General features: G+C 42.9%; 16 protein-coding genes and 1 pseudogene. 15 read left to right on the forward strand and 2 right to left on the reverse strand.

Annotated features, from left to right (window positions below; translation table 11 throughout):
* From ACFWE9_RS02225 to yajC, 10 genes and pseudogenes are all read left to right on the forward strand, one after another.
* A pseudogene (locus ACFWE9_RS02225) lies at positions 1–437 on the forward strand (hypothetical protein); the annotation flags it as partial.
* Positions 418–1,374 carry a phosphotransferase gene (locus ACFWE9_RS02230; RefSeq protein ID WP_377355381.1) on the forward strand — a complete coding sequence of 319 codons (957 nt, stop codon included), beginning with the start codon at positions 418–420 and terminating at the stop codon, positions 1,372–1,374. The pseudogene ACFWE9_RS02225 and the gene ACFWE9_RS02230, both read left to right, overlap by 20 nt.
* A gap of 102 nt (positions 1,375–1,476) precedes the next feature.
* Positions 1,477–2,082, forward strand: a complete 606-nt coding sequence (locus ACFWE9_RS02235; protein ID WP_230154979.1) for a YhcN/YlaJ family sporulation lipoprotein — start codon at positions 1,477–1,479, stop codon at positions 2,080–2,082.
* Between the two features lie 111 nt (positions 2,083–2,193).
* Positions 2,194–2,694 carry an intercompartmental signaling factor BofC gene (locus ACFWE9_RS02240; protein ID WP_230154980.1) on the forward strand — a complete coding sequence of 167 codons (501 nt, stop codon included), beginning with the start codon at positions 2,194–2,196 and terminating at the stop codon, positions 2,692–2,694.
* Positions 2,695–3,044: 350 nt separating this feature from the next.
* Positions 3,045–3,659: a Holliday junction branch migration protein RuvA gene (gene ruvA / locus ACFWE9_RS02245; RefSeq protein WP_230154982.1), complete on the forward strand. Its 615-nt coding sequence runs from the start codon at positions 3,045–3,047 to the stop codon at positions 3,657–3,659.
* An 11-nt stretch (positions 3,660–3,670) separates the two neighbouring features.
* Positions 3,671–4,672 carry a Holliday junction branch migration DNA helicase RuvB gene (gene ruvB / locus ACFWE9_RS02250; protein ID WP_230154985.1) on the forward strand — a complete coding sequence of 334 codons (1,002 nt, stop codon included), beginning with the start codon at positions 3,671–3,673 and terminating at the stop codon, positions 4,670–4,672.
* Positions 4,669–4,872, forward strand: a complete 204-nt coding sequence (locus ACFWE9_RS02255; RefSeq protein WP_230154987.1) for a DUF2905 domain-containing protein — start codon at positions 4,669–4,671, stop codon at positions 4,870–4,872. The genes ruvB and ACFWE9_RS02255 overlap by 4 nt, the downstream gene beginning before the upstream one ends.
* Before the next feature lie 38 nt (positions 4,873–4,910).
* Positions 4,911–5,939, forward strand: coding sequence for a tRNA preQ1(34) S-adenosylmethionine ribosyltransferase-isomerase QueA (gene queA / locus ACFWE9_RS02260; protein WP_377355384.1), 1,029 nt, complete (start codon positions 4,911–4,913; stop codon positions 5,937–5,939).
* A gap of 36 nt (positions 5,940–5,975) precedes the next feature.
* Positions 5,976–7,115, forward strand: a complete 1,140-nt coding sequence (gene tgt / locus ACFWE9_RS02265; protein WP_377355386.1) for a tRNA guanosine(34) transglycosylase Tgt — start codon at positions 5,976–5,978, stop codon at positions 7,113–7,115.
* Positions 7,116–7,156: 41 nt separating this feature from the next.
* A complete protein-coding gene (yajC, locus tag ACFWE9_RS02270; RefSeq protein WP_230154993.1) occupies positions 7,157–7,441 on the forward strand; it encodes a preprotein translocase subunit YajC in 285 nt (94 codons plus the stop codon).
* 46 nt (positions 7,442–7,487) lie between these two features.
* Here yajC and ACFWE9_RS02275 read toward each other — a convergent pair whose 3' ends face one another.
* On the reverse strand, positions 7,488–7,859 hold the full coding sequence (locus ACFWE9_RS02275) for a TIGR04086 family membrane protein (protein ID WP_230154995.1): 372 nt from the start codon (positions 7,857–7,859) through the stop codon (positions 7,488–7,490).
* Positions 7,860–8,027: 168 nt separating this feature from the next.
* Between ACFWE9_RS02275 and ACFWE9_RS02280 the strand changes: the two genes are divergently transcribed.
* Positions 8,028–8,711: a DUF421 domain-containing protein gene (locus ACFWE9_RS02280; protein WP_483878209.1), complete on the forward strand. Its 684-nt coding sequence runs from the start codon at positions 8,028–8,030 to the stop codon at positions 8,709–8,711.
* Between the two features lie 28 nt (positions 8,712–8,739).
* On the opposite strand, the gene spoVB is transcribed toward ACFWE9_RS02280, so the two are convergent.
* Positions 8,740–10,302 (reverse strand): stage V sporulation protein B, encoded by a 1,563-nt coding sequence (gene spoVB / locus ACFWE9_RS02285; protein WP_230154999.1) that lies wholly within the window; start codon positions 10,300–10,302, stop codon positions 8,740–8,742.
* Between the two features lie 170 nt (positions 10,303–10,472).
* Here spoVB and ACFWE9_RS02290 point away from each other — a divergent pair, with 170 nt between their 5' ends.
* The 4 genes from ACFWE9_RS02290 to ACFWE9_RS02305 all read left to right on the forward strand — a co-directional run bounded on the left by ACFWE9_RS02290 (position 10,473) and on the right by ACFWE9_RS02305 (position 16,261).
* Positions 10,473–10,778 (forward strand): post-transcriptional regulator, encoded by a 306-nt coding sequence (locus tag ACFWE9_RS02290; protein ID WP_377355390.1) that lies wholly within the window; start codon positions 10,473–10,475, stop codon positions 10,776–10,778.
* A 198-nt stretch (positions 10,779–10,976) separates the two neighbouring features.
* On the forward strand, positions 10,977–13,238 hold the full coding sequence (gene secDF, locus ACFWE9_RS02295; RefSeq protein WP_377355392.1) for a protein translocase subunit SecDF: 2,262 nt from the start codon (positions 10,977–10,979) through the stop codon (positions 13,236–13,238).
* 144 nt (positions 13,239–13,382) lie between these two features.
* Positions 13,383–15,758, forward strand: coding sequence for a single-stranded-DNA-specific exonuclease RecJ (gene recJ, locus ACFWE9_RS02300; RefSeq protein WP_230155005.1), 2,376 nt, complete (start codon positions 13,383–13,385; stop codon positions 15,756–15,758).
* Positions 15,749–16,261, forward strand: a complete 513-nt coding sequence (locus ACFWE9_RS02305) for an adenine phosphoribosyltransferase (protein ID WP_230155007.1) — start codon at positions 15,749–15,751, stop codon at positions 16,259–16,261. Before recJ ends, ACFWE9_RS02305 begins: the two co-directional genes overlap by 10 nt.
* Positions 16,262–16,446: the final 185 nt, after the last annotated feature.

Raw genomic sequence — 16,446 nt, forward strand, 5'->3', positions numbered from 1 at the left:
AGCCACCAGGCATGATGATGGGCGGTCAAAATGGAGGTCAGCCACCAGGCATGATGATGGGCGGTCAAAATGGAGGCCAGCCACCAGGCATGATGGGCGGTCAAAATGAAGGTCAGCCACCAGGCATGATGGGCGGTCAAAATGGAGGTCAGCCACCAGGCATGATGATGGGCGGCCAAAATGGAGGTCAGCCACCAGGCATGATGATGGGCAGCCAAAATGGGGGTCAGCCACCAAGCATGATGATGGGCGGTCGAAACGGAGGCCAACCTGGTATGATGCCAGGACAATTTGGGGGCCAGCCGGGCATGATGCGGGGTCAACCGGAAGCTATGTTACCTGGACAAATGGGAGGCCAGCCAGGCCAATTCGGGGGCGTTCGTGCGCCTGAAACATTTGGGATGCCGACTTATGTAGATGAAAGCGATGACTACTAATTATCAAGGAGACAGTGTTTTTAACACTCGTCTCCTCTCTTATTTAAATCGTAAGCCAAAGAAAATCCACCATCTTCAAAGCAGTGTCTATTTAATAATTTTTGAAAAGGGTCTCCCATTAACTCTTAAAGGATTCGACAGTTTTGAAAAGTGGGATCGGCAAAGAGAACTGACTTCTTTGTTAAAGCAAAAGGGATTTCATCAAACCTATTATATTCATCAGAATTTAATGCCTTTTCAATTTAAAGGAAAATGGTATGGCAGTATGGACTATTTTCCACCGAGTAAGAAAAAATTTCAATATTCCAATCATATGGACCGTTTAGAGGGAATTCAATTATTAGAAAGCTTCCATGATGTCTCGGAACATCTCTCCATTAAAGCGCCTGTTTTCGATCAATTAAAAAAATGGAAAGACCGGTTAGCTTTATTTAAAAAGAACTTTTCATATGTTCGCCAATATGTTTCCGAAGATATTATTAAAGAGTGGATTAGATGGGGTGAGTGGTCACTAGAGGGTTTTGAAAAAAATCAGTCTTTATGGAATAAGGAAAAGAAAGTCATCATTCATGGTGATTGCGCACATCATAATTTTTTGCGGAGAGCAGATGGCACTTTGACCTTAATCGATTTCGACTTAATGGCACATGCTCCTAGGTGCATTGATTATTTACAGTATGCAAATCGAATATCCCACCATTTGGATGACGCGGCGACGAAGCTCTGGGAAGTGCCGCAACTGAGTAGGTATCAATCAGACTTGGCCTTTTTATATGCATTAACTTATCCTACGGATATTTTCCGGGAATGGAACAGGCTTAATAAAAGTTCATCCCAGCTTCATTCCGTATGGAAAATGACGGTGGAAGGTTTTTCGGAGCGTATGGAAATGAATGAAAAGCTTGCGAAAAAAATTTCCTCCCTCAATAGGAAATAAAACCGGTTTTTGGCCGTAACTTACAGAGTACAATTCCTGCTCGACACCCATGCTAATTATGAGCGAAATATAGCTCATTTTATTGCAATGGGAGGGTTATTGGTGCGGAAAATAAAATGGACACTTCCGATTTATACGGTATTAGCCGCCGTAAGTTTGGTTGGATGTGCTAATAATAATACAGCGGAAAACAAGAATATCACGGATGAAACAGGATACCATTCCACTGAAAAAGATGTACTAGTACGCAACATCAATTATCAGAATAGGGTGCAAGGCCTCTATGATAAAGATGATGCGTACAGTAAGCGGGATCGTAACTACCATGGTCATGAAAGTAAACCGCTTAAGGCCAAATCCTCTTATTATAATTCTTATGAAGGCTCTTTAGCCGACCAAGTTAATGGGGTTGCAAATAGCGTGGATCCGGTTAGTGATTCAAGGACAATCATAATGAAAAACGAAATGCTGGTTGCATTGTTGCTAGATGACTACAGCCAAGCAAAAGATGTCAAAGAAAAAGTCAAGAAGGAAATCGGACCGCTTACTAACGGCCGGAACCTATATGTCACCACCGATGAAGGTGTTTATTTCAGGACGATGACACTTGATAATAATCTTCGTGATGGCGATACGAAGGAAATGATCATTCAGGATGCCAATGACATGTTCGATAATCTTAACATTCATGAAAATCACTTAAAATAATACCAAGGCTGACCCCGATTCTTGGGTCAGCCGTTTTTGATTTTTTCTGGTTAATAAACCTTATTTGGGGTCAAACTACTTAAAAAGTAAACGCCTTAAGAGGTGAGTATATTGACTAATCAACTAAAAATCCAATTTTTCATGACACTTTTCTTACTGCCATTTTGCCTAACCGTTTTTGCAGAGGAATCTATACAAAAGGAAAATGTTCCAATTGAAAGGAAGGTCATTCTTCAGCGTATGTATTTGGATGGTGAGTTAAGTGAGGAAAAATTGACAGAAACAATTTGGTCGATGGAAGACTTTCGGGCAAAATACCAAGGATGGAAGGTAGTCGATCAAAATGAAGAACAGATTGTCCTTAAGAAAATCGAAAATGACATATCTCCGCTCTTAAAAGCGAATGGTTACCTCGGAATGAGGGAAGATGGAACGTTATCCATTTTTATTGGAAGGCCTGAGCACGCCAAGATCATCCATACTTTCTACCAAATAGACGTTGGTAAACTTGAAGTATACAAGCAGGAGGAACTGCAAAAAGGAATACCTATCATGAATAAAGACCAATATAAACAGCTCATTAAAGAATACGAGCCTTATTCGGTAAACTAGGGTGGGATGATATCCCACCCTTCAGACTGTAGACAAACTCGATAATAATGGAGAGTTTGCCTACAGTTTTTTTGAGGGCTGTAAAATTCAAACGTTTCTTTCCACTGCAGGCACTCGCATTGCGCGGGCGGTCCGTCCTCGACGCCTTTAGCGCCTGCGGTGTCTCCCATGGACCCGCATTCCTAAGCGGGAGTCTAGCACACCCGCTCCAATCCACTTTGTTTTAAGGATGATAGTAACACCCGGAAATCTTGTGAAAGACTTTGCTGATTATAAAATAACTTTTAATGAACAACCCTTTCTTTTTATGATAAAATGAGAGGTACAGCAAAATCAGGGAGAGAATTAATTTGTATGATTATATAAAAGGCAAGGTCGATTATATTGGGCCTGAATACATAGTTGTGGAAAATGGGGGGATCGGATATCAAGTGATGACGCCGAATCCTTTTATTTTTTCCGCTCAATACCAGAAAGAAATCCAAGTTTTTTTGTATCATTATGTTCGTGAGGATATGGCTGCACTATACGGATTTCAGAACCGTCAAGAGAAGGCATTATTCACAAAATTATTGAATGTAACCGGAATCGGGCCGAAGGGTGCTCTAGCCATATTGGCATCAGGCCAGGTTGATCAGGTGGTGCAGGCAATCGAAAATGAAGATGAATCGTTTTTGGTGAAATTCCCGGGAGTCGGAAAGAAAACGGCACGGCAAATGATTCTCGATTTAAAAGGGAAACTCGAGAACATTATTCCGGATGCGTTTCCAAGCTTGTTTAACGAAGGCGTCACGGCTGCACTCAGTCCAAATGGTAATACGGAGGAATTGGATGAAGCCATTCTTGCATTGAAGGCTCTTGGTTATTCTGAAAAGGAAGTCCAAAAAGTTGCCAAGAAATTGCAGGCGGAAGATCTGACGACCGAGCAATATATTAAGAAAGCATTGCAAATGATGTTAAGATAAGGAGTGGCGCAATGGAGGAGAGACTATTCAATCAGGAAGCCGATTTGAACGAACTATCCTTTGAACAAAGCCTGCGGCCGCAAAACTTAAAGCAATATATTGGACAGGATAAAGTGAAAGCCAATTTGAGTGTATACATCGAAGCGGCAAGGATGCGGGAAGAAACGCTGGATCATGTTCTTTTATATGGACCGCCTGGTCTAGGTAAGACAACACTTGCTGTCATCATCGCCAACGAAATGGGTGTCAATATCCGCACGACTTCTGGACCCGCCATTGAGCGGCCTGGAGATCTGGCGGCCATTTTGAGTGCGCTTGAACCAGGAGATGTGTTATTCATTGATGAAATACACCGTCTGCCGCGTGTTGTCGAAGAAGTACTATATCCGGCTATGGAGGACTTTTGTCTTGATATTGTAGTGGGTAAGGGGCCGGAAGCTCGTTCGATCAGAATCGACCTGCCACCGTTCACTCTTGTTGGGGCGACGACTCGTGCAGGCTCACTGTCTGCACCTCTAAGGGACCGATTTGGCGTTTTGAGCCGTCTTGAATATTATACGGAAAATCATTTGACTGATATCATCATCCGTACTGGAAGAATCATGGATACGGAAATGGATGATCAAGCAGCGAGTGAGCTTGCCAGAAGGTCAAGGGGCACCCCAAGAATTGCGAATCGGCTTTTACGGAGAGTCAGGGATTTCGCCCAAGTGCGCGGAGATGGTACGATAACGGCTGAACTTGCCGATTATGCACTTGAATTAATGCAGGTCGACCGTTTAGGACTCGATCATATTGACCATAAATTACTTAAAGGGATCATTGAAAAATTCCGTGGTGGACCAGTTGGTCTGGAGACGATTGCTGCAACCATCGGCGAAGAAGCACATACGATTGAAGATGTGTATGAGCCATATCTGTTACAAGTCGGCTTTCTTCAGCGGACCCCAAGAGGGCGAATGGCAACGCAGCTGGTATACGATCATTTTGGTTTGGAGATGCCAGAACGATGAATATACCTAAAATGGTCATGATACTTGGCGTGATTATATTCGTGATTGGTTTTTCGATGAAATATATTCATCTCGGCAGGCTGCCGGGAGATATCTTTCTCAAAAAGGGGAATACGACGTTTTACTTTCCTATCGTGACATCAATCATCGTCAGTGTTGTGTTGTCCGCTATTTTTTATTTGATCGGCCGTTTTAAATAATCATTACAGCTTGATAGACACGTTAGGAAGTGGAACAGATGAAATTGGATATGTTTGATTTTCATTTACCGGAGGAACTGATTGCCCAAGTTCCTCTTGAAGATAGGGAAGCAAGTAGATTGATGGTGTTGGACAAAGAATCCGGTAAGCTCCAGCATGACGTTTTCAGTCATATCACGGAATATGTCAAACCCGGGGATTGCTTGGTGCTGAATGATACGAAAGTGCTGCCGGCGCGACTATATGGAAGTAAAGAAGAAACAGGTGCAAAAATAGAAGTTTTGCTGCTCAAACAAGAGCACGATGATGTTTGGGAAACACTTGTGAAGCCAGCCAAACGAATTAAAGAAGGCTCGACAATCATCTTTGGCGATGGTAAGCTGAGTGCCGTCTGTACAGGTGTTCTTGAGCATGGCGGCCGAATCCTTGAATTTCACTATGAAGGTATTTTTTATGAAATATTAGAGAAGCTTGGCGAAATGCCGTTACCTCCATATATCAAGGAACAGCTTGACGACCAGGACCGTTATCAAACGGTATATGCGCGTGAACGTGGATCTGCAGCGGCACCAACCGCAGGACTGCACTTTACGGACCATTTGCTCGAGAAACTGAAAGGGATGGGTGTCCATATCGCTTTCATCACGCTTCATGTTGGACTTGGTACATTCCGTCCAGTCAGTGTGGACGATATTGACAGCCACGAAATGCATTCGGAATTTTATCAAATGACGGAAGGCACAGCTCGATTACTGAATGAAGTGAAAGAAAAAGGCGGGAAAATCATCACGGTCGGAACGACGTCCACAAGGACATTGGAAACGATTGCGTCCCGTCATGATGGAGTTTTCAAGGAAGAGAATGGCTGGACGAGCATCTTCATTTATCCTGGTTATGAGTTCAAAGGGATCGATGCGATGATTACGAACTTCCATTTACCGAAATCAACTTTAATCATGCTTATTTCTGCACTTGCAGGCAGGGAGCATGTCCTTCATGCCTATGAAACGGCAGTTGAAGAAAAATACAGGTTCTTTAGTTTTGGCGATGCGATGTTAATTAAGTAATATAAGAGTGATAAGCTCTTGAAGGGAGTTATTGCGTTGACTGCAATACGATATGAGTTAATCAAAACATGTAAACAGACAGGGGCTCGGTTAGGCCGGGTTCACACGCCGCATGGTTCTTTTGAAACACCGGCATTTATGCCGGTTGGAACGATGGCTACTGTCAAAACGATGTCCCCGGAAGATTTGAAACAAATGGGGGCAGGCATCATCCTGAGCAATACGTACCACTTATGGCTGCGTCCGGGGCATGACATCATCAAGGAAGCTGGCGGATTGCATAAGTTCATGAACTGGGATCGGCCGATTTTGACGGACTCCGGCGGCTTTCAAGTCTTCAGTTTGAGCGAGTTCCGCAAAATTGAAGAAGAGGGCGTACATTTCAGAAACCATCTGAATGGTGATAAATTATTTTTATCTCCGGAAAAAGCGATGGAAATACAAAATGCACTTGGCTCCGATATTATGATGGCATTCGATGAATGTCCGCCATTTCCGGCAACCGAAGAGTATATGAAGAAGTCGGTTGAGCGGACATCACGCTGGGCTGAACGCTGTTTAAATGCTCATGAGCGTCCAAATGACCAAGGGTTGTTCGGGATCGTTCAAGGCGGGGAGTTTGAAAACCTTCGTAATCAAAGTGCAAAAGACCTTGTTTCCCTTGATTTTCCGGGTTATGCTATTGGAGGACTATCTGTTGGGGAACCGAAAGATATCATGAACCGCGTCCTTGAGTTTACAAGTCCGCTGCTGCCAACCAACAAACCGCGTTACCTGATGGGGGTCGGTTCGCCGGACTCATTGATCGACGGTGCAATCCGCGGTGTCGATATGTTTGACTGTGTACTGCCGACACGAATTGCGCGTAATGGTACGTTGATGACGAGCAATGGGAGGCTGGTTGTGAAAAATGCGAAGTATGCACGCGATTTCGGGCCAATCGATGAAAATTGCGATTGCCATGTTTGCAAGAATTATAGCCGGGCATATATTCGCCATTTGATTAAATGTGAAGAAACCTTTGGGATTCGTCTTACGACTTACCATAACCTTCATTTTCTGTTAAACTTGATGGAACAGGTCAGACAAGCTATTCGAGAAGATCGTCTTGGAGACTTTAGGGAAGAGTTTTTTGAGCAATATGGTTTCAATGAACCAAATGCGAGAAACTTCTAATTCCATAAATATTTTAATGAACGAAAGGAGTGAATATACAAATGGGTTCTTTAACACAAATACTTCCGTTGATTTTAATGTTCGTATTGTTCTATTTCTTATTGATCCGCCCGCAGCAAAAACGCGCAAAAACTACGCGAAACATGCAAAGCAGCTTGAAAAAGGGTGATAAGATTGCTACTATTGGCGGCATGCACGGAACAATCGATGCAATCGATGAATTGCAAATCGTCGTTAAGTCATCTGATGGTACAAGATTGACATTCGACCGTGCTGCAATCCGTGAAATTACGGAAAGCGCACCAAATAAAGAAGTATCTTTATAAGACAAACGAAAACCGGGCCATATGCCCGGTTTTTTGCTGTGTTTTTTTAATTGGTGCGTGATTCAGAACTCATATTGACCCCAAGCACTCCACCCATCATGGCCGTAATGACAAAACAGCCATAATAGATCCATTGCTTGAGGGTGAATAGTGCATCATGACCCAAATATTGAAAAAGGAACACGACCAACAGATAAAGTAAACCAGTACTTCCTCCTAAGAATAGTCCTTGCTTTTTCCCTTTACCTCCTGAAATGAAACCACCAACGAACAACGATAAAAAGGACACGATCATGATGACGTATGTCAGGGATGATTCCGACAGTGAAGTAAAACGAAGAAGGATGGAAACGATCAAGCTTGCAATCATCGCTATGGCAAAGATGGAGCCAACGCCATAAATTACGGCGACACTCATTTTTTTAGTTTCGATGGGTATTCCTCCTTTTTAAAAGGCTGTTACGTTTAGCCTGTTTATGTGTTTGTACAAGCATATTCCTCGTATGGAACCTTTAGACCAGGTTTAAGAAGCTTCCGTAAAATTCGAAAAGATTATTGAGTAATTTTTCAATTCCCAAGCCATGCTATGGATGAAGGAAGTGTTATAGACGTGGATATCTATCTAGGGATTATTTTTAGAACGACCGTAATCTATCTAGTCATCTTAATCCTTTTCCGGATGATGGGGAAGCGGGAAGTCGGGGAACTAAGCATCCTTGATTTAGTGGTATCTATCATGATAGGGGACATTGCCGTTCTGTCTTTTGAAGATTTGGAAAAACCATTTTTACGGCAGATGATCCCGATGCTGGTCCTAGCTTTCATCCAAATACTTTTGGCATTCATTTCGTTGAAAAGTGTCAGGTTTCGCAACATCGTGGACGGTACACCACAGATTATCATCAATCAAGGAAAAATAGATGAAAAAGCAATGCGTAAGCAGCGATATAATTTTGATGACTTATTGACCCAGCTGCGTGAACAAGGGATTAATGATTTAAATGACGTACAATTTGCAATCCTCGAATCTTCCGGTAAACTCTCGGTTATAAAAAATAACCAAGACAAAAGGTCAAAAATCGATGAAACTCCATTTCCCCTAATAGTTGACGGGAAAATACAGGAAAGTAATCTCAATAAGATTGGCAAAAATCATTTTTGGCTCCGGCATCAGTTGAAAAAACTTGGAGAAACGAAAATCAATGAGATTTCGATTTGCGGGTACATAGATGGCGAATTTTACATCGATAAAAATGAAACGAAGAAATGACCGAAGCCGTTAAATGCTTCGGTTCATTTTATTTCCAAGCAAACTTTGATAAAAATCCACCCACAAAAGGAATCCGGATCAGGTCCGCCTTTTTTATGCCGCCGGTCATGAGCAGGAAAAATGTGAATAACAGGATCACGACCGTCACGGAAAGCAGTAGCCGTGCCCCAAGAGGCTGTGATGAAAGCGGGACTTGATAAAGATAAAAACCGCCCCAGCCAGAAATTAACGCAAGCACTAAAGCTGACATATAACTGCGGAAATGAAGCGTGAAAGGAACGACCTTTAGCACGGTTGAAAAATGAAGAAACGTAACGAGCATCGTACCGACAGCGATTCCAATCGCGGCGCCCATGATCCCGAAACTTTCCTTTGATGCCAGCAGCCAAATCACGCCGATTTTTAGGATGTTGCCGGCTAGGCTATTGAACATGGCGGCTTTAGCAAGATCCAGTGCTTGTAACATGGACTGAAGCGGGTATTGAAAATAATAAAGGATAAAAAAAGGTGCCAGGAATTTAATGAAAACAGCAGCGTGTGAAGAGCCATACATGACTTGTAAAATCGGTTCGGCAAAGATGAACAATATAACGATAGCTAAACAGCCAGTGATAAACGTGATTTTTAGGGCCTGCTGCAGCCTATGTTCAACGAGTAAAAAATTCCCGGTCGTCCGGGCTTCACTCACTGCCGGGACAAGCGCTGTCGCCAACGATGACGTAACGAAAGAGGGAAGCATGAGCAATGGCAGTGCATACCCTGTTAACTCCCCGTATTGACTCGTGGCTGCTGCGGCTGTGACTCCGGCAATAGCCAAACTCTGAGCGACCACTATCGGTTCGAAAAACCACGAGATGGATCCAATCATCCTGCTCCCAGTAGAAGGCAGGGCGATCCCCATCAATTCAGTGAACGTTCCTTTTCCGGATTTCACATTCTTGAAGAAACCTTTCCGGAACTTAAAATGTTTCTTTAGTTTAAAGCTGGTCAATAAGTAGAAGAGAGATACAAGCTCACCGATGATCGAAGCGAACATCGCCCCGGCTGCTGCATATTCAATTCCATATGGCAAAAAAGCCTTCGTCAGGACGGCTATGAAGGTGATTCGCGCCACCTGTTCGATGACTTGTGAGAAAGCGAAGGGCTTCATATTTTGCTTGCCTTGGAAATATCCGCGAAGTACGGATGAAATGGCGATGATCGGTACGATCGGGGCAATCGCCATGAGCGGCCATAAAGTCCGCTCATCAGTGAAAAGGTATTCTGAGAGAACCGGCGCAAAAACCAGCATCGCAGGAGTGAAAATCATCGATAGAGTAAAGGTGCAGGCCAAAGAGACAACTAGGATTTTCTTGATTTTCCGTTCATCACCTCTGGCATTGGCCTCAGCTACGTATTTGGATATGGCGATGGGCAGGCCCAACTGGGTAATGTTGACGACGAGAAATAGGGTCGGTAAAGCCATCATATATAAACCAACGCCTTCTTCGCCGATGAAGCGGGCGATGACAATGCGGTTAATGAACCCAAGAACCCTCGTAATCAGGCTTGCGATTAATAAAATCAGCGTCCCTTTTAAAAATTTGGACATTGTACTCCCTCCCTGCCTTCTCAAAAAAGCGGTTATGCTATACAATTATCTATATGCTTGTACTCGGACAAAGCATGACAAAAGTGTATGATTGCGTTCTAACAAATGATCGAACCCTTACATGAAAATGCACATTAAATGGAGAATCATTTTTACTGGAGGCAAAAGTGATGGCGAAAAAGAATCATCCCTATCAAAGGTACTATATAAAGGTACGTCCATTTTTGAAGAGCAAGCGTGAGGAATTCCAAATGGTTGGATTGAATGCCGTTACAGAGGAAGACATATGGGGAACATTAACCAAAAATAAATGGAAGCGTCCGCAGGAAAACATTCACCTTCACGAACTGGTCGCAGATATCGTGACATTTTCAAGCAACCAGTTCATGACCTTCCAAATGGTCGAAGCATATAAATCGCCAAACCTATTTGAACCGCTATCTGAAGAGGAACTGAAAGAACTTTTGAAAGAATAACGCAAAGATATACTTAAATTGACAGCTGTTTATAAATGACTCATAATAGATATGGTTATGCTTTTTTTGGAAAAAGGCATGGGAAGCTGTGTGGTTTTTCTGGAAAAAAGCGAATGGAATGCAGGTGTTTTTTAAATGAAAAATGATGTTTTTTTAACTTCAAGAACAGGCGTAATATAGAAAGGGGCCTACTACATAATGGTAAAAAGAAGCAGGATCGTTGCGTTTTTTCTAATCGTACTTTTGATTTTCGCAGCGATGGGAACGACTTCAAAAGGAATCCTTAAGGATATCAAGCTTGGTCTTGACCTTCAAGGCGGTTTTGAAGTGTTATATGAAGTGAAACCGTTATCCGGGGAAAAAATCACACCGGAAGTTTTACGGGCTACAGTAAGCTCACTTGAACGGCGTGTCAATGTTTTGGGTGTTAGTGAACCTAACATTCAAATTGAAGGGAAAGACCGGATCCGCGTTCAATTGGCCGGCGTTAAAGACCAAAACAACGCTCGGGAAATCCTTTCGACGCAGGCTAAGTTATCCTTCCGTGATTACAACGATAAGGAAATGATGACGGGTGCTGACCTGAAAGAAGGCGGCGCGAAACAAACGTTCCAGGATAATAAACCGGTTGTTGAAGTCACATTGAAAGATGTGAATAAATTTAAAGATATCACGCAAAAAATATCCTCGATGGAAAGTCCGACAAATGTACTTGCAATCTGGCTGGACTTCGAAGAAGGAAAAGATTCAATAAAGAACAAAGCCTCACAAGACAATATGATATCCGCTCCATATGTCAGTGAAGTTTTCAATACGAATAAGGTATACATCACAGGACAGTTTACGGTGGAAGAAGCAAAAGAGCTTGCAGACCTTCTAGATGCTGGTGCCCTGCCTGTCGATTTGAAGGAAAAATACTCGACTTCAGTAGGAGCGCAATTTGGTGAAGGTGCACTGAACGATACGATATTTGCCGGCATCATCGGAATTGCACTCATTTTCATCTTCATGCTTGTGTATTACCGCTTCCCGGGATTCATTGCAGTCGTCACGTTAAGCATTTACATTTTCTTGACGCTATTAGTGTTTGATTGGATGAATGCAGTCCTTACGCTGCCTGGTATTGCGGCATTGGTACTCGGGGTCGGAATGGCTGTCGATGCCAATATCATAACGTATGAACGAATCAGGGATGAGCTGAAACTTGGCCGTTCTATAAAAGCGGCTTATAAAGAAGGTACGAAAAACTCACTTAGTACGATTATGGATGCGAACTTAACGACATTGCTTGTTGCGGCCGTTCTTTTCTTTTATGGAACAAGCTCAGTTAAAGGGTTTGCGACCACTTTGATCATTTCCATCTTAATGAGTTTCATTACAGCCGTTTATGGTACGCGACTATTCATGAGCCTGTGGGTGAATAGTGGGGTCCTTGACAGACACCCATCATGGTTTGGCGTCAAGAAGAAAAACATTCACAGCTTATCTGAAAAAATTAATTTAATGAAATTGCCAACGCGTTTTGATAATATCGATTTCGTCAAACACCGGAAGGTCTATTATGGCATTTCAATCGGTGTTACCATTATCGGGATCATTTTCCTGTTGGTCTTCAGATTGAACCTTGGAATTGATTTCACGAGCGGTACCCGCATTGAGATTGCTTCTAAAGATGTCTTAACGACCCAACAAGTAAAGACCGAAATGGGCAAGGCCGGTATCGACATAGATGATATCAAGGATGTCAGACTTGCTGGAAAAGATGATAAAAATGCTGTCGTTCGTACAGTGGGTGTCCTTGATAAACAGGAAATCGCAAAATTGAAGGACCATTTCAAGAAAGATTACGGGGCAGAACCTAATGTTAGCACCGTATCACCGACAGTAGGAAAAGAGCTTGCAAAAAATGCCATGTTTGCGTTAGCGATTGCATCAATCGGTATCATTTTGTATGTATCGATACGATTTGAATGGCGAATGGCTGTACCTGCCGTCATTGCGCTGATACATGATGCGTTCTTCATCATTACGATTTTTAGCTTACTTCGACTCGAAGTGGACATCACCTTCATTGCTGCAGTTCTGACGATCATCGGTTATTCCATCAATGATACGATCGTTACTTTCGACCGAATTCGTGAAAATTTACGTTTCAGTCGTAAGATCAAAACTGTCGAAGAGCTTGAGAACATTGTAAACATAAGTATCAGGCAAACTTTGACGAGATCGATCAACACGGTCCTGACCGTCCTCGTTACGGTAATCGCATTGATGATCTTCGGTAGTGAGGCTATCCGAAACTTCTCCATTGCCTTGTTCATCGGTTTAATATGTGGCGTGTATTCATCACTATTGATCGCTTCACAACTCTGGCTTGATTTGAAAATCAGGGAATTGAAGAAGAAAGGACCGCTGAATACGGCAAAAGAAAAGAAACAAAGTCTTGAAGGACAAGTTTAATAGGTGAGAGGGGGCTGGCATGATGCCAGCCTTCTTTTCTTTTTTATGGACAAGCAAATGTAAATAACTGCATTTTCTGAGTTTAAAATAAAATTGAAACCGGAATCACCGTTTTGTATAATAAGTAAGTTGAGGGGTGAATTCATGTTAAAGCCAAAAACCCGGTGGAACTTACGAACTGCCGATGAAAACAAAGTTGCTGTACTAGCTGAAGAGCTTCATATCACACCTTTGGTTGCAGCCCTACTTGTGAATCGAGGCCTGGATACGATTGAAAGTGCCCGATCATTTTTATTTGTAAAAAATCAAACTTTCCATGATCCATTTTTATTGAAAGATATGGATAAAGCAGTATATAGAATAAGAGAAGCCATTCAAAATGGAGAAAAAATAAGGATATTCGGTGATTATGACGCGGATGGCGTGACATCGACGACTGTGATGATGACGGCGCTCATGAGATTAGGGGCCGATGTGGATTTTTATATCCCAAATCGCTTTACAGAGGGATATGGCCCGAATCCGATGGCGTTCCGACTTGCAGCTGAGCAAGGAGTGAAGGTATTAATAACGGTTGATACAGGAATTTCGGCGGTCGAAGAAGCGAAACTTGCCGGAGAGCTTGGCATGGATTATATTTTGACCGACCACCATGAGCCGGGACCGGAACTGCCCGAGGCACTGGCAATCATCCATCCTAAACTTGAGGATAGTTCCTACCCATTTAAAGACCTTGCCGGTGTAGGGGTCGCTTTTAAGCTGGCACACGCATTGCTTGGGGAACTGCCAGAGGATTTGCTTGAAATAGCGGCAATCGGCACCATTGCGGATTTAGTGCCTTTAAAAGGGGAAAACCGCCTTATTGCTGCGAAAGGCATCGAGCAGTTACGTTTGACTCGCCGCCCGGGACTTGTTGCCTTAATGAAAGTGGCGAATGTTCAGCAGGAAGCATTGAATGAAGAATCGATCGGCTTTGCGATGGCACCGCGGATCAATGCTGTCGGACGCCTTGGAGATGCCGATCCAGCTGTCGATTTATTGATGTCCGCCAGCCTGGAAGAAGCGATGGAACTCTCCAATGAAATTAATGATATCAATAAAGAGCGGCAGGAAATGGTTGCAGCAATGGCAGCGGAAGCGATTGCTGAAGTCGAGGAAAACTTCCCGCCGGAGTCAAATGGTGTCCTCATCATCGGGAGGGAAGGCTGGAACGCAGGAGTTGTGGGGATTGTGGCATCTAAACTTGTTGAACGCTTTTACCGGCCCACAATCGTATTGAGCTTTGACCGGGAAAAAGGGTACGCTAAAGGTTCTGCACGGAGCATTGCCGGTTTCGATCTTTTCGAAAGTCTTTCCACATGCCGTGAATTACTGCCGCATTTTGGCGGACATCCAATGGCTGCTGGAATGACATTGAAAATTGAAGATGTTCAGGAGCTTAGGGATCGCATGAACTTGATTGCGAAGGAGCAACTTAGCGAAGAAGACTTCACACCCATTACCAATTTGGACGGGTCTACGACTTTAGCTGAAGTTTCCGTTCAAACGATTCAGGAGATGAGCTTGCTGGCGCCTTTTGGGGTGACGAATCCCAAACCGAAGATTTTGATAGATTCGGTACAACTTTCAAGTGTCCGCAAAATTGGTGCCAACCAAAATCACTTGAAGGTCCAGCTTGAAGATAGTGAAAATCATAAACTTGACGGTGTGGGCTTCGGTCTCGGTCATTTTGTCGATGAAATTGCTCCGCACGCTGAAGTCTCGGTGATCGGAGAGCTTTCAATCAATGAGTGGAATAATATGAAAAAACCTCAGATCTTTGTCCAGGATGTCGCGGTAAACCATTGGCAGTTATTCGATTACCGCGGGAAAGGTCAAACGGAGAAGTGGCTTGCCGACATTCCTGCACAAAACCGAAAAATCGTCATTTTCTCGGAAGGTATGTATAGCAGATATCCATTTTTACAAAACCATCCAGATCTCATTCATATCAAGAATGAACTGGATGCAGAACAGCTCGACTGCTTTGAAGGTCATTTGGTATTAATGGACATGCCACCGTCCAGGGAATATTTGAAACGGGTGATTGCCAATAAGAACCCTTCGCGTATCTACGCTCATCTATCCCATGAACAGGACCATTTCCTAAGTACGATGCCAACAAGGGATCATTTTAAATGGTTTTATGCCTTCCTTACGAAAAAGGGTCCTCTAGATGTGAAAAGATATGGTGATGACCTTACTAAATACCGCGGCTGGTCAAGAGATACAGTGGATTTCATTTCAAAGGTGTTTTTTGAGCTTGATTTTGTTACAATAGAGAATGGGTTAATTATGCTCACAACCAATGCGAAAAAACGCGATCTTAGTGAATCTGAATCGTATACAAGAAAGAAAGAGCAATTTGAGCTTGAACAAGAGCTTGTTTATTCTTCCTATCAGCAATTATTCGATTGGTTCAATCATTATTTAGTTCATGAGGCAACAGACCTTGAGGAGGAAACAAAGCAATGGATTTAAAGCAATATGTAACAATTGTGCAAGACTGGCCAAAACCGGGTATTGTCTTCAAAGATATTACAACATTAATGGATAACGGTGCAGCTTATAAATACGCAACAGACCAAATCGTCGAGTACGCTCGTGATAAAAATATCGACTTGGTGGTTGGGCCTGAAGCACGCGGATTCATTATCGGATGTCCAGTCGCATACTCATTGGAAGTGGGCTTTGCTCCAGTGAGAAAAGAAGGAAAACTTCCACGTGAAACGATAAAAGTCGAATATGGATTAGAATATGGCAAGGATGTATTGACCATCCATAAAGATGCCATCAAACCGGGACAGCGTATCCTGATTACGGACGATTTACTTGCTACCGGGGGAACAATCGAAGCGACGATCAAATTGGTTGAAGAGCTTGGCGGAATAGTAGCCGGGATTGCATTCCTTATTGAATTAACTGACTTGGATGGTAAAGATAAATTAGAAGGCTATGATGTATTGACATTAATGAGCTTTTAATAAAGAGAGCACTCTGACCAGGGTGCTCTTTCTGTTTTACCCGATTTCACTGTATTTTGTCGAATTTCCAGTGAAAAAAAGCAGTAATCTTCATAAAATACACGTTTAACTCTTTACAACCTCCTCTTTTTTTTCGATAATAGTAATAATAAAGAGTTTTTCTGCTAATAAGTTTATTTGCACTT

This window comes from Peribacillus sp. NPDC060253 (genome assembly GCF_042727425.1).
In the GTDB taxonomy this organism is placed as follows: Bacteria; Bacillota; Bacilli; order Bacillales; family DSM-1321; genus Peribacillus.

Excerpts from the sequence above, each read along its gene's own strand:
- ACFWE9_RS02230 (WP_377355381.1), top strand. The coding sequence starts at position 418 with ATGAAAGCGATGACTACTAATTATCAAGGAGACAGTGTTTTTAACACT.
- ruvB (WP_230154985.1), top strand. The coding sequence starts at position 3,671 with ATGGAGGAGAGACTATTCAATCAGGAAGCCGATTTGAACGAACTATCC.
- ACFWE9_RS02255 (WP_230154987.1), top strand. The coding sequence starts at position 4,669 with ATGAATATACCTAAAATGGTCATGATACTTGGCGTGATTATATTCGTG.
- queA (WP_377355384.1), top strand. The coding sequence starts at position 4,911 with ATGAAATTGGATATGTTTGATTTTCATTTACCGGAGGAACTGATTGCC.
- yajC (WP_230154993.1), top strand. The coding sequence starts at position 7,157 with ATGGGTTCTTTAACACAAATACTTCCGTTGATTTTAATGTTCGTATTG.
- ACFWE9_RS02275 (WP_230154995.1), bottom strand. The coding sequence starts at position 7,859 with ATGAGTGTCGCCGTAATTTATGGCGTTGGCTCCATCTTTGCCATAGCG.
- ACFWE9_RS02280 (WP_483878209.1), top strand. The coding sequence starts at position 8,028 with ATGGATGAAGGAAGTGTTATAGACGTGGATATCTATCTAGGGATTATT.
- spoVB (WP_230154999.1), bottom strand. The coding sequence starts at position 10,302 with ATGTCCAAATTTTTAAAAGGGACGCTGATTTTATTAATCGCAAGCCTG.
- ACFWE9_RS02290 (WP_377355390.1), top strand. The coding sequence starts at position 10,473 with ATGGCGAAAAAGAATCATCCCTATCAAAGGTACTATATAAAGGTACGT.
- secDF (WP_377355392.1), top strand. The coding sequence starts at position 10,977 with ATGGTAAAAAGAAGCAGGATCGTTGCGTTTTTTCTAATCGTACTTTTG.
- recJ (WP_230155005.1), top strand. The coding sequence starts at position 13,383 with ATGTTAAAGCCAAAAACCCGGTGGAACTTACGAACTGCCGATGAAAAC.
- ACFWE9_RS02305 (WP_230155007.1), top strand. The coding sequence starts at position 15,749 with ATGGATTTAAAGCAATATGTAACAATTGTGCAAGACTGGCCAAAACCG.